Origin of the sequence: Streptomyces sp. NPDC056486, from assembly GCF_042795295.1 — a bacterium.
In the GTDB taxonomy this organism is placed as follows: domain Bacteria; phylum Actinomycetota; class Actinomycetes; order Streptomycetales; family Streptomycetaceae; genus Streptomyces.
The window spans coordinates 1-12514 of the sequence record NZ_JBHTSF010000056.1; the positions used below are offsets into that span (position 1 = coordinate 1).

The following is a 12514-nucleotide window of genomic DNA, read 5'->3' on the forward strand; positions in this document are numbered from 1 at the left end:
TCACGGACGAAGCGCGCCGCCTCCTGCAAGTGGGGCTGAATCAGACCTTCGTGGCCCCGCTGTCCTCCTCGTTCTCGTTCTCGGTCGGGCCGATGCGGATCTCGAAGTCACCGTCGTACTGCTCGTGGCCCGCGATCACGGCCTTCTCGACGGCTTCCGTACCGTGCTCGCCCCGGACGATCAGCGGGTCGTGGCGCAGGTCCCGCATCAGCGCCACACACATCCCGATCATGACGAGCACGAACGGCGCGGCGACGAGAATCGTCAGGTTCTGCAGGCCCGTGAGGGCGTTCCCCGAACCGTCACCGATGAGCAGCATGATCGCCGCCACGGCTCCGGTCACGACGCCCCAGAACACGACGACGAGTTTGCCGGGTTCGAGCGCGCCCTTCTGGGAGAGCGTGCCCATCACGATCGACGCGGCGTCGGCACCCGAGACGAAGAAGATGCCCACGAGGATCATCACGAGCAGGCTCGTCCCCGTGGCGATCGGATACTCGTGCAGCAGGCCGAAGAGCTGGCCCTCGGCGGTCGAGGCGTTGGCGAGACCGCCGCTCTCCTTCACCTTCATCGCCGTTCCGCCGAAGACGGCGAACCAGATGAGGCTGACGGTGCTGGGTACCAGGATGACCCCGCCCACGAACTGCCGGATCGTGCGCCCCCGGCTGATCCTGGCGATGAACATGCCCACGAAGGGCGTCCAGGAGATCCACCAGGCCCAGTAGAAGACCGTCCAGCTGCCCAGCCAGTCCGACACGCCCTTGCCGCTTGACGCCTCGGTGCGCCCGATCAACTGGGGCAGATCGCCGATGTAGGCGCCGATCGAGGTCGGCACCAGGTCGAGGATGATGACGGTCGGGCCCGCGATGAAGACGAACACGACGAGCAGCAGCGCGAGCACCATGTTGATGTTCGACAGCCACTGCACGCCCTTCTCCACACCGGAGATGGCGGACGCCACGAAGGCCACCGTGAGGACGGCGATGATGGAGACGAGCAGACCCGTGCTCGCGTTGTCCATCCAGTCGAGGACCTCGAAACCGCTGCCGATCTGCAGGGCACCCAGGCCGAGCGACGCGGCGGAGCCGAACAGCGTCGCGAAGATGGCGATGATGTCGATGACCCTGCCCCAGGCGCCGTTCGCGCGCTTCTCGCCGATGAGCGGCGTGAAGACGGCGCTGATGGTCTGCCTGCGCTTGCGCCGGAAGGTGCTGTAGGCGATGGCGAGACCCACGACCGCGTAGATCGCCCACGGGTGGAGCGTCCAGTGGAAGAGGGTGGTGGACATCGCCGTTTCCATCTTCGCCGCGGAGTCGGCGGGATCGGTGCCCGGCGGGGGCGTGGTGAAGTGGGCGAGCGGTTCGCTCACGCCGTAGAACATCAGGCCGATGCCCATACCGGCGCTGAACATCATGGCGACCCAGGAGACGGTGCGGAACTCCGGCTCCTCGCCCTCCTCACCGAGGGTGATCTTCCCGTACCGGCTGACGGCGAGCCAGAGCGCGAAGACCACGAACCCGCTCGCCGTCAGCATGAAGGCCCAGCCACCGTTGTGGATCAGGCCGTTGAGCATCTTCGTGGAGGCGCTCTCGAGCGAGTCCGTGGCGACGGCGCCCCAGACCACGAAGGCCAGGGTGAGCACGGCGGTCACACCGAAGACGATGCGGTCGGTCTGGGGATGGCTGCCGCCGTGCGCGGCATGCATGAGGTGGCCGTCCCCTCCCCCGCCGTCCGCTTTATGTTGGTCTTGCGTCACAAGTGCACCTCTCACGGTCTCTCATTCGTACTGTCTCTGTGCTCCGCTACCCAGTACCACATGTGACGCACCTACGAACTACTCAACAGCGGGTGTCGGGTGAACCCGCGACGAGGTGATAGGTCGCGCGCTCGTCGAGGAGCAGCGGCACGAGGGCCCGGGCGGACTGCCTCAGCGGCACGTAGGCGCCCGCTCCGTCGCGTTTGACCTTGACTCCGTGCAGGGCGAGTTCGTCCTTGATGTCGCCGTACTGGGCGGCGTCGAGCCGGTAGCCGCAGGGCGGGTCCTGGATCACTTCGGACGGTTCGGCGGGGTCGTTGTCCGCGCCGCCCACATAGATGGGCCCACGGTCACGGAAGCCTTCGAGGCGGGCCGCACCTGTGGCCGCCTCCAGCCGGCCGCGCCGCTCGTCGGTGTAGGCGAACAGGCCGCCGAGCGCGGAGAGTTGGGACTTCACGCGGCGCCGGTTGTTCAGCGCCTCGTCCTCCTTCTCGGCGTCCGTGAGCGGATCGACGCGGCTTTCGATGAGCAGGCCCGCCGCGTGCTTGATGCCGGAGACATTGCGCAGGATGCGCTCCTGGCCGTCGCCCGCCGTCTGCTTGATCGGGTCACCGGTGACGGGGTCCGTCCAGATTCCGTACGTTCCCGTCGTGTATCCGGACTTGTTGGCGGCCGGCCTGACATACGCCTCGGACAGGGTCTGCGCCTCGTCGTGCACCGCCTCATCGGTGTTGAGGTTGCGCGGCCACAGGTCGAACAAGTCTTTGTCGTAGTACTTGGGCGTCGCTCCGTACTCGTGCAGGTCGTAGATGGAGTCGGGCTGCCGGTCGCGGATGACGGCGGCCATGGCGCGGGCCTCCGCGGTCTTCAGGGAGATGTGGTCACGGTTGATGTCGACGCCGTCGGAGTTGCCGCGGGTGTCGGCGGCGCGGCCGTCCGGGTTGGCGGTGGGAACGACGAGGAGCGTGGTGCGGGAGAGAAACTTCCGGGTCTTCTTGTCCTTCGCGTACGCCAGATCGCGGATGGTCGACAGACACGCGTCGCGGCCCGACGGCTCGTCGCCGTGCTGGCTGCAGATCAGCAACACGGTGTTCTTCGTGGGGCGTTCGCCGATGCGGACCAGCTGGACGGGCCTGTCCTGCTTGGTGGTGCCGATGCGGGAGACGGAGACCCGGTCGGTCGCCTTGTCGACCGCGGCCAGGAGCTTCTGCTCCTCGGGCTGGCTCGTCCAGCGAGCGCCGTTGCTCTCCTCGAACCCGGTGCGGGGCGGGGTCGACGTCGCCTGCGCGGGCACGGTCAGGAGCGGCGCGGCGAGCGCGGCGGTGGCGCAGGCGAGGGTCAGGGTGCGCATGCGGGGGGTGAGGCCGGTGCGGGGTCTCATGAAGTGCTGCCTCCAGGTACGGGGCGGAACGAACGCGGCGGGGCCACGCCGTCGAGACGGGACTCGCGGGGGGTGACGGTCTTGGTGGTGCGGAACGCGTCGGCGCCGCCGACCAGCGGGACCTTCGCCGAGGTACGGGACAGGTCGATGGCGAGCGTCGGGGTGTCGGCGGGGGGATCGATGAGGTCCTTGTCCGTGCCCGCGACGATCAGGGCGAGCCGGTGCCCCTTCGGTACGACGTGGTCGCTCGCGGCCAGGTCGAGGGTGATGGTGTGCGGCTTGCCCGGCGTGAGGGGGCGGCCCTTGTGGTCGTCGGCCCAGTTGCCGAGATCGGCCCAGCCGCGGCTGAAGACCGTGTAGTCGACGTCGGCGGTCTTCGCCTTCGTCTCCTTGAAGCAGGAGCTGTCGCCGCCGGTGCTAGCGCCCCAGCAGGTGCGTTCGGGGAGCGTGGTGATGCCTTCGCCGGCGCCCGCGTAGTCGCGGATGGTGGCGGGGCCGAGGTCGACGAGGACCGCGGAGAGGTGGGCGGTGCGGGTCGTCGGGGTCGCGGTGACGGTCACCTCGGAGGAGCCCGAAAGACGCAGGTCGCTGCCCAGGGGCCTGCTGATGAACCCGGCCTTCGACGGCGTGGAGGTGTCGATCTGCGCGGCCCAGTCGGTCTCGCTCAGCTTCGGGTCGTCCGTGAAGGTCTCGCTGCCGCTGCCGGGGCGCGTGCCGAGGGTGCCGACGCCGGGTGAAGTCCCCTTGCCGGGGCGGAGCTTCACGGTGTCCGTGGCACGCGGGGGCCAGACGCGGTCGGTGGTCCACTGCCCGGGGGCGCGCTCGATGTCCGCCATCGGCTCGCGGTCGATGCCGTTGTCGTAGCCGAGGAGCTCGTGGTCGAACCAGCGGTGCAGGGTGCGCACCCAGTCGCTCCGGCGGAAGTCGAAGGGGTCGACGTGCCCGGTCTGGCTGAGCCACAGCTTGCGGTCGACGCCCGCGTCGGCGAGCGCGTCCCACCACTGGCCGAGGTGCTTCGTGCGGACGTTCAGGTCCTGCCCGCCGTGCACGGCGAAGACGCTGGCCTTCACCTTGTCCGCGTCCGGGGTGTAGTCGCGCTCGCTCCACAGCCGGGTCCAGTCGCCGGTGCGGGGCGCTTCATCGACAAGTCGTTTCTGTACGGCGGCGCAGCGGGCCCGCGCCTCGGGGCTCTCCACGTAGTCCGAGAGCCACTCGGGGCCGCTGTCGTAGAGGGGGGCGCCCTTGGCGAAGTAGTAGTCGTACCAGGAGGAGATCGCACCGATCGGCACGATGGTCTTGAGACCTCGCACTCCAGTGGCGGCCACGCCCTGCGCGATGGTGCCGTCGTAGCTCTTGCCGATCATTCCGGTCGCGCCGGTCGACCAGGACGCCTTGGCGTCCTTGCCCCCGGTGCGGGTGGTGTAGCCGTGGGCCCGGCCGTTCAGCCAGTCGACGACGGCCTTGGCGGACTGGATGTCGGAGCGGCCCCCGACGTCCACGCAACCGTCGGAGCGGTTCGTTCCCGCGAGGTCCACGGCGACGAATCCATAGCCGCGGGGCACGAAGTAGTTGTCGTAGTAGAGCGGGAACTGGACGGGGTTGCCGTCCGCGTCGTACGTCTTCTTCTGGCTCTCGTTGCCGCGCCCGCAGCAGGAGTAGTACGGGCTGGCATCCATGATCACGGGGATCTTCCGCCCCTGCTGTGCGGGTTCGCGGGGCCGGACGATGTCGACGGCGACGCGGTCGGACTTCCCGTCGCCGTCACCGTCGACCTTCGTGTCGACCCAGACGGATTCGCGGATCGCGCTCTCGTACGAGTAGACGGGTTTGCTCTCACGTGGGGCGCTCGGCGCCCCCTGGGCGGCTCCCGGGGCCACCAGCGTGGCCAACAGGGCGGCAAGAGCCGCCGTGAGCAGTGATCTCCAGATCAAGCGCGTGCGGCGCGCACGTATCGGCATGCGCGGAAGGTACACGGGTCAACCCCCGCGCGACAGAGGGCGATACGCGGCGCCGACAGGTTCATGGGGCGTTTTGGTACATGTCGGCCGAATGGCGATCGTGTGACAGGAGCGACCATGGACATGACGCGTGGCCACCGGGCTCAATAAGGTCGGACTCATCTTCGGACTCATCTACCGATGTGCCCCTACGACTTGGAGCTCTTGTGCACCGCAGACTCATCGCCCCGGGCGCGCTCGCGGCCTCTCTGCTGCTGGCGATCCCGGCATCGGCCGCCGACTTCACCCCCGGGGCGCCGGGTATCGGCGATCCCTATTACCCGGCGAGCGGCAACGGCGGCTACGACGTGTCGCACTACGACCTGCGCCTGAAGTACCAGCCGAAGACCGACCTGCTCGAGGGCACGGCGACCCTCAACGCCACCACGACGCAGGACCTCTCCCGCTTCAACCTCGACTTCGGCCTGAAGGTCAGCGAGGTACGCGTCAACGGCAAGAAGGCGGCCTTCAAGAAGTCCGGCGAGCAGGAGCTGGAGATCACGCCGGCGGCAGGACTGCCCAAGGGCACGCCGATCACCGTCGTCGTGCGGTACGCGGGCAAGCCGTCCGAGGTGAAGATCAACGGCTTCACGGCGTGGGCGCGGACGCCGGACGGCGGCGTGGCGGCGCAGGAGCCGGACTCGGCCGCCTGGTGGTTCCCGTCCAACGACCACCCGCTCGACAAGGCGACGTACGACGTCTCGGTCTCCGTGCCGGACGGCTCGCAGGCCATCTCCAACGGCGTACTGCAGTCGCAGAGCTCGAAGCTCGGGTGGACGCGCTTCAACTGGCGCTCGAACAAGCCGCAGGCCAGCTATCTGGCGACGCTCGCCGTCGGCAAGTTCGACATCACGACGGACAAGACCGCCGACGGTCTGCCCGTCCTGAACGCCTACAGCAAGGACCTCGGCGACAACGCGGGGGCCGCGCGGGCGAGCGTCGAGCGGTCGACCGAGGTCGCCGAGTGGCTGGAGACCGTCTTCGGCAAGTACCCCTTCAACGCCCTTGGCGGTTACGTCCCGAACGTGACGAGCGGCTTCGCCCTGGAGACGCAGACGCGGCCGTTCTACAGCCCGAAGCAGTTCGCGAACGGCTCCAACGTGTCCGTCGTGGTCCATGAGCTGGCCCACCAGTGGTACGGCGACAGCGTGTCGGTCGACGGCTGGAAGGACATCTGGGTCAACGAGGGCTTCGCGCGCTACAGCCAGTGGCTGTGGTCGGAGAAGGAGGGCGAGGGCACGGCGCAGGAGCTTGCGGACTACGTGTACGCCCAGCACCCTGCCGACGACCCGTTCTGGAAGGTCAAGCCGGGCGACCCGGGCCCGGAGAACCAGTTCGACATCGCTGTGTACGACCGCGGGGCGCTTGCCCTGCAGGCGCTGCGCAACGAGGTCGGTGAGAAGTCCTTCTCGGCGATTCTGAAGGGGTGGCCGAAGGAGCACGCGTACGGGAACGCGAAGGTGAGCGACTTCGTGAAGTACGCGGAGAAGGTCTCCGGGAAGCCTCTCGCTTCGCTGTTCGACGCCTGGCTCTTCCAGCCGTCGCGGCCGGACGCGCCTGCGGCGAAGGGTGCGGGGATCGCCCGGTCCGCCGCCGTTCCGGCCACGCCGAAGTCTTGGAAGTCGATCGCTGCCACCAACGGTGTGCACGGTCACTGACAACTGACACCTGGCCGCCGCTTCGCGGCGGATGCCTCACGCCCGCCCACCCGTTTGCCCGGCGTCCAAGCCGTGCGGGGAGGGCGGGCGTGAGCTATTTCGCCGCTGTATATGCCCCGACGATGATGTCCGCGACCGCCTCCGGCTCGCGCAGGGTCGGGAAGTGGTCGCTGTCCCGCAGCCGTACGAGCCGGCAGCCCGGGATGCGTGCCGCCATCTCCTCGTTGCAGCGGACCACCTCGGGGTCGTCGTGCTCCCCCAGGGCGAGCACACACGGCACGGTGAGCTCGCCGAGCCGGTCGAAGGCGGGCGGGTCGGGCACGTGATGGGGGTGGACGGCGAACCAGGCCGGGACCACCGCCCTGATGAGTGCATCCGTCTCGGGGTCGTCCCCGCTCGCCGCGGCGGCCGACGTGCGCTTCACCAGGGCCACGATGCCGTCCATGTCGCCCACCTGCGCGAGCCTGCCCACCTCGGCCGTGAACTCCTCCATGAGGAAGTCCGGGTTGCCGGTGATGCCGGGGACCAGCAGGGCGAGCCCCGCCACCCGGGCCGGGTCCCTGAGCGCGAGGCCGATCGCCGTGGTGCCGCCCATGCTCGATGCGGCGATGAACGCCCGGGCGACGTCGAAGTGGTCGAGGACCGCGATCAGGTCCTCGACGAGGGAGAACGACGCGGTGGGGGCAGGTGACCTGCCGTACCCCCGCGCGTCGTAGCGGATGACCCGGCGTCCCTCCGTGAGACGCGGAAGGATCCCGTCCCAGACGCGGGAATCAGCGACTCCGGGGTGCAGCAGGACCAGCGGCAGCGCGTCACCGCCCGAACCTCCCGGTCCTGCCGGGCCACCCGGCCCTCCCGAGTCCTGCGCCCAGACCTCGCCGTCCTTGACCGGCACCATGAGTTCCATGGTGCGAGCCTGCCGTGACGCCGGCCCGGGCGCCAGGCCACTGAGGCGCGCGGCCCCCTGCGAGACGCGAAAGTGCCCCTCCAGGGCGTGCCGTCGAACTCCCGTCTGCCCCGCGCGCCATGCCCGCACTCTCGCCGCACCGGGCGCCGCGAGGCCCGTCCTCCCGGCGGACGGCGGGAGTTTGACGACAGGCCCCCTATCGGCCTGAACCCGTACCCGCCGCGACCGGCTCCCCCACGATCCTGCTCGCCAGCTCGGAAGCCAACTCCGATACCTGGAGGCGCAGTTCGATCTCCGCCGACGCGCGCTCGGCCTCGATCCTGCTCTTACCGCCCACAAGGGCCTCGTCGCGCTCGCGCACACCCTCCTCGCGGGCGGCGGCGATCAGAACGGCACCTTCCTCGCGGGCCTGCTGGCGCACCTGCGCGGCCTCGCGGCGGGCCTCGGCCAGTGTCGCCTCGTGCTCGGCGCGTATGCGCTCGGCCTCGTCCCGCAATTCCGCCGCCGGTCCGCCGGTGACACCTTCGAGGAGCGTGGCGCGCTCTTCGAGTACGCGGTTGAGGCGCAGGATCATGCGCCGCACAAGGAAGTAGAGGGGGCCGAACAGCACGGCCCCGACGACGAGACTCTCAACATCCGGGTTGATCGGCCCTAACGGCATGGGAATGAGCTGCATGCAGCCGATCTACCCGCTCATCCGTGCACAACAACGCACGCCTGTACGGCAGTTGAGTGATTCCCGCCACATCAGCCGATCCCGCTGTACGGGCGGGCGGCTCAGTCCCCGGAGTCGTACACCGTCACCGCGATACCCCGCTCCACCAGGCGCCGGGCTATCAGCGGTTCGACGCGGGACCACTTGCCGCCCGCGAGCCCGCAGCCGATGCGCGGCATGTGCACGGAGGCGTCGAGCTCGGCCGCCTTGTCGGCGAGCGCGGCCAGGGCGGTGTCGATCGCTTCATACCGCACGGGGACGCCCTTGCTGCCCGTACGCATGCCGTGCTGGCCGATCATGTTGGCCACCCACGCATAGCGGCCGACCTCGACGAACTGGACGGCGCCCAGGCCGAAGTCGTTCTTGGCGCGCTCGCGGTGCCACCGGCGGTACGCGGCCTCCGGCTCGGGCCAGCGGCGCGACACCGCGACGACGAAGCCCTTGCCCCAGCCCCCGAGGTCGTTGCAGACATGGGCGATCAGCTTGACGCCCTTGCCACATGGCGCGGTGGCGTCACCTCGGACATAAGTGATCTCCGACATGACGCCACCGTAGGCGCTGCCACTGACAGTGGCCCCTGAGCTGTTACTTCGTGAGGCCGGCCGTCTCGCGGTCCACCCTGCGACGGATGGCGTACCAGCCGACGACCAGTGCCGCCCCGATGAGCGGGATGAGGTAGAGCGTCTTGCGCCCGATCTCCGGGTCCTTCCACATCAGGACGAGCACGGAGAGCAGGAAGACGATCGTGACGATCTCGGTGACCGGGCTGCCGGGGAGCCGGAAACCGGGCCGGGTGATGACACCCTCCTTGGCCCGCCGGACGAACGCCAGGTGACAGACCATGATGATCACCCAGGTACTGATGATGCCGAGGGACGCCACGTTCAGGACGATCTCGAAGGCCTGGCTCGGCATGAGGAAGTTCAGGCCGACGCCGAGCACACACACCCCGGAGGTGAGCAGGATGCCGCCGTAGGGGACCTGGCTGCGGTTCATCTTCGCCGTGAACTTCGGCGCCGAACCCGCCATCGCCATCGAGCGCAGAATGCGGCCCGTGGAGTACAGGCCCGAGTTCAGCGACGACATCGCCGCCGTGAGGACGACGAGGTTCATCACGTCACCGGCCGCGGGGACGCCGATCTTGGAGAGGACCGTCACGAACGGGCTCTGGTCGGCCGAGTACACCGATCCGGGCAGGAGCAGCGCGAGCAGGACGACGGAGCCGACGTAGAAGAGGCCCACGCGCCACATGATCGAGTTCACCGCGCGCGGGACGACCTTCTGCGGCTCGGCGGTCTCGCCCGCCGCGACGCCGACCAGCTCGAGCGAGGCGTACGCGAAGACGACGCCCTGCATGACGATCACGACCGGCATCAGACCGTGCGGCAGGAAGCCGCCGTTGTCGGTGATCACGCTCAGGCCGGGCGTCTCGCCGCCGACCTTGTGCTGGGTGATCAGCAGGAATATGCCGATCAGCATGAAGGCGATCAGGGCCGCGACCTTGACGATCGCGAACCAGAACTCCATCTCGCCGAAGTACTTCACCGAGATCAGGTTGATCGCGAGGACGACGGCGAGGGCGATCAGCGCGAGCACCCACTGGGGGATGTCGGTGAAGAAGCTCCAGTAGTGCGTGTAGAGCGCGATCGCGGTGATGTCGGCGATGCCGGTGGTCGACCAGTTGAGGAAGTACATCCAGCCGGCGACGTAGGCGCCCTTCTCGCCGAGGAACTCACGCGCGTACGAGACGAACGAACCCGACGAAGGGCGGTAGATGACCATCTCGCCGAGGGCGCGCACGACGAAGAAGGCGAAGATGCCGCACACGAGGTACGCGACGGCGAGCGCGGGGCCCGCGGAGTGCAGGCGTCCGCCCGCACCGAGAAAGAGTCCAGTTCCGATCGCGCCACCGATCGCGATCATGTTGACGTGGCGGGCCTTGAGGTCCTTGCTGTAACCGGCGTCGCCCGCGTCCGCGGGGGCCTGGGACGCATCTGTGCGGGATGCGTCCGCAGCGGCCGTGTCTACGGCTTCCTTGCTCACGTGGGGGGTCTACTCTCTGGTGCCCGGAAAACTCCGGTGTCCGGATGTACTCCGGTCCACGACACCCCTGACGTGCGTGGACCGACGCGACACCTTCCCCCAGAGATCGCCCGGCATGCGGTGGCGCACGTCACATAGCGGGTCTTCTCACATGGTGAGCGAGGGGTGTACACACGATGATCACAGGGTGTAGAGCCAGTGGATCACCGAGTGCGTCACTGCGTGTACAGCCCGTTGATGGCGTCCCCGTACTTCTCCCGGATGACCCTGCGGCGCAGTTTCAGGGACGGTGTCAGCTCCCCGGTCTCGGGGCCCCACTCCTCCCCCAGGAGCCGGTGGCGCTTGACCTGCTCGGTGCGGTTGAGGCGCGCGTTGGCCGCGTCGACGGCCCGCGCGACCTCCTCCTGTACGGCATCGCTCGCCGTCAGGTCGCCGGTGATCCCCCGGGCGGCAGCCCACACAGGGGCCATCTCCGCGTCCAGGACGAGCAGCGCCACCAGGTAGGAGCGGCCGTCGCCGTGGACGAGGGCCTGACCTATTAGGGGGTGCTCCTTGAGGGTGTTCTCGACGAGCACGGGCGAGACGTTCTTGCCCGTCGAGGTCACGATCAGTTCCTTCTTGCGGTCGGTGAGCCAGAGGAAGCCGTCCTCGTCGATCCGCCCGACGTCGCCGGTGGCGAACCATCCTTCCGCGTCGCAGGCCGACTCGATCGTGCCGTCGGGCAGGAGATAGCCGCCGAAGACCGTCGCGCCGCGCACCAGGATCTCGCCGTCGTCGCCGGTGCGGACCTCCAGGCCGTCCAGGGGTCTGCCCACCGAGCCGAGCCGGAAGGCGCCCGGGGTGTTGATGGTGACGACCCCGGTCGTCTCCGTCAGACCCCACGCGTCCATGATCACGATGCCGAAGCCCGCCCAGAAGCGCACGACGTCGAGCGGCATCGACGCCGCCGCGCTCGCGGTCCACACCAGGCGGTCGAATCCGGCCAGGGAGAGCAGCGGGTCGAGGATCTTCTCCTTGGCCTCGCGATACGCGCTCTCCAGGTCGGCCGGCGGGTCCTCGCCTCGCTCGACGTACTCCACGCGCGCGCGTGTCGTCTCGTTCGCCGCCTCGATCGCCTCGCGCTGCTGCTCCGGCAGCCCCGCGAGCACGGCCCGTACGGACGCGGCGAGCTTCTCCCACACGCGCGGGACCCCGAAGAACTGCGCGGGACGCAGCTCGCGCGCGGTCGCGGCGACGGCGGTCGGATCCGCGCACAGGTACACGTGCGAGGCGCGGAACACCGGCAGGTAGATGCCGAGCATGCGCTCCGCGACGTGCGCGAAGGGGAGGTAGCTGATGTGCTCCACGAAGTCGGGGAGTTCGACGACGGCGTCCAGGGCGACGCCGTTGAGGACGACGTTGCGGTGGGTGATGCGGACGCCTTTGGGGTCACCGGTGGTGCCCGACGTGTAGACGACGGTGAGCGGATCGTCGGCCCGGGACTCGCGCCAGGCCTTCTCGAAGGCGTCCGGGGCGAAGAGACGGCTGCCTGTGGCGTGCAGGGAGCCGTACGTGCGGTGCGGGCCCGCACCGGCCGCCTCGACGACCACCAGGCGCTCCAGCGGAGCCTCCGTGTCCGTCAGGAGGGGCTCCCAGCGGGCCAGTTCGCGGGCGCCCTCGACGATCGCGAAGCGGGCGCGGCTGTGCCGGGCGATGTGCGCGATCTGCTCGGGGGCCGAAGTGCCGTACACGGTGACGGGGACCGCGCCGATGTGCACGAGGGCGAGATCGCTCAGCCAGTGTTCGGGGCGGTTGCCCATCATCATGAGGACGTGCTCGCCGCGCCGCACACCGAGTGCCGTGAACCCGGCGGCCAGAACGGCGACCTTGCGGCGTGCTTCGCGCCAGGTCAGTGTCGTCCACTCCCCTTCGGGGGTGGCTCGCCAGGAGAGTGCGGGGCGCTCGCCGTGGTCCTCGGCGTTGCGCAGGAGCAGGGCGGGGAGCGTGATGTCGGCGGGTTCCCCGGGGAGTCGCAGGATCGTGGTCATGACCGCCTCCTGGCGTCATCGACGAAGCAA

General features: G+C 69.1%; 9 protein-coding genes. 1 reads left to right on the forward strand and 8 read right to left on the reverse strand.

The features are described from left to right. Positions 1-40: 40 nt before the first annotated feature. From ACFQ7F_RS22475 to ACFQ7F_RS22485, 3 genes are all read right to left on the reverse strand, one after another. A complete protein-coding gene (locus tag ACFQ7F_RS22475; RefSeq protein WP_383273150.1) occupies positions 41-1705 on the reverse strand; it encodes a BCCT family transporter in 1665 nt (554 codons plus the stop codon). Positions 1706-1838: 133 nt separating this feature from the next. Further along, positions 1839-3137, reverse strand: a complete 1299-nt coding sequence (locus ACFQ7F_RS22480; protein ID WP_383273077.1) for a M14 family metallocarboxypeptidase — start codon at positions 3135-3137, stop codon at positions 1839-1841. Next, positions 3134-5095, reverse strand: a complete 1962-nt coding sequence (locus ACFQ7F_RS22485) for a Xaa-Pro dipeptidyl-peptidase (protein ID WP_383273079.1) — start codon at positions 5093-5095, stop codon at positions 3134-3136. The genes ACFQ7F_RS22480 and ACFQ7F_RS22485 overlap by 4 nt, the downstream gene beginning before the upstream one ends. A gap of 206 nt (positions 5096-5301) precedes the next feature. On the opposite strand from ACFQ7F_RS22485, the gene ACFQ7F_RS22490 reads away from it, so the two are divergent. Continuing rightward, complete coding sequence (locus tag ACFQ7F_RS22490; protein ID WP_383273081.1) at positions 5302-6792, forward strand: M1 family metallopeptidase; 1491 nt, start codon at positions 5302-5304, stop codon at positions 6790-6792. 94 nt (positions 6793-6886) lie between these two features. Here the strand turns inward: ACFQ7F_RS22490 and ACFQ7F_RS22495 are convergent, their stop codons facing one another. The 5 genes from ACFQ7F_RS22495 to ACFQ7F_RS22515 all read right to left on the reverse strand — a co-directional run bounded on the left by ACFQ7F_RS22495 (position 6887) and on the right by ACFQ7F_RS22515 (position 12484). Then, positions 6887-7699: an alpha/beta fold hydrolase gene (locus tag ACFQ7F_RS22495; protein WP_383273083.1), complete on the reverse strand. Its 813-nt coding sequence runs from the start codon at positions 7697-7699 to the stop codon at positions 6887-6889. A gap of 196 nt (positions 7700-7895) precedes the next feature. Beyond that, the gene (locus ACFQ7F_RS22500; RefSeq protein ID WP_383273085.1) at positions 7896-8375 is read right to left on the reverse strand and encodes a hypothetical protein; all 480 of its coding nucleotides are present in this window, start codon (positions 8373-8375) and stop codon (positions 7896-7898) included. Between the two features lie 101 nt (positions 8376-8476). Then, positions 8477-8956 (reverse strand): macro domain-containing protein, encoded by a 480-nt coding sequence (locus tag ACFQ7F_RS22505; RefSeq protein WP_383273087.1) that lies wholly within the window; start codon positions 8954-8956, stop codon positions 8477-8479. 43 nt (positions 8957-8999) lie between these two features. Continuing rightward, complete coding sequence (locus ACFQ7F_RS22510) at positions 9000-10457, reverse strand: amino acid permease (RefSeq protein ID WP_383273089.1); 1458 nt, start codon at positions 10455-10457, stop codon at positions 9000-9002. Positions 10458-10672: 215 nt separating this feature from the next. Then, positions 10673-12484 (reverse strand): AMP-dependent synthetase/ligase, encoded by a 1812-nt coding sequence (locus tag ACFQ7F_RS22515; RefSeq protein WP_383273091.1) that lies wholly within the window; start codon positions 12482-12484, stop codon positions 10673-10675. Positions 12485-12514: the final 30 nt, after the last annotated feature.

Excerpts from the sequence above, each read along its gene's own strand:
- ACFQ7F_RS22495 (WP_383273083.1), bottom strand. The coding sequence starts at position 7,699 with ATGGAACTCATGGTGCCGGTCAAGGACGGCGAGGTCTGGGCGCAGGAC.
- ACFQ7F_RS22475 (WP_383273150.1), bottom strand. The coding sequence starts at position 1,705 with ATGCATGCCGCGCACGGCGGCAGCCATCCCCAGACCGACCGCATCGTC.
- ACFQ7F_RS22505 (WP_383273087.1), bottom strand. The coding sequence starts at position 8,956 with ATGTCGGAGATCACTTATGTCCGAGGTGACGCCACCGCGCCATGTGGC.
- ACFQ7F_RS22485 (WP_383273079.1), bottom strand. The coding sequence starts at position 5,095 with ATGCCGATACGTGCGCGCCGCACGCGCTTGATCTGGAGATCACTGCTC.
- ACFQ7F_RS22500 (WP_383273085.1), bottom strand. The coding sequence starts at position 8,375 with ATGCAGCTCATTCCCATGCCGTTAGGGCCGATCAACCCGGATGTTGAG.
- ACFQ7F_RS22515 (WP_383273091.1), bottom strand. The coding sequence starts at position 12,484 with ATGACCACGATCCTGCGACTCCCCGGGGAACCCGCCGACATCACGCTC.
- ACFQ7F_RS22480 (WP_383273077.1), bottom strand. The coding sequence starts at position 3,137 with ATGAGACCCCGCACCGGCCTCACCCCCCGCATGCGCACCCTGACCCTC.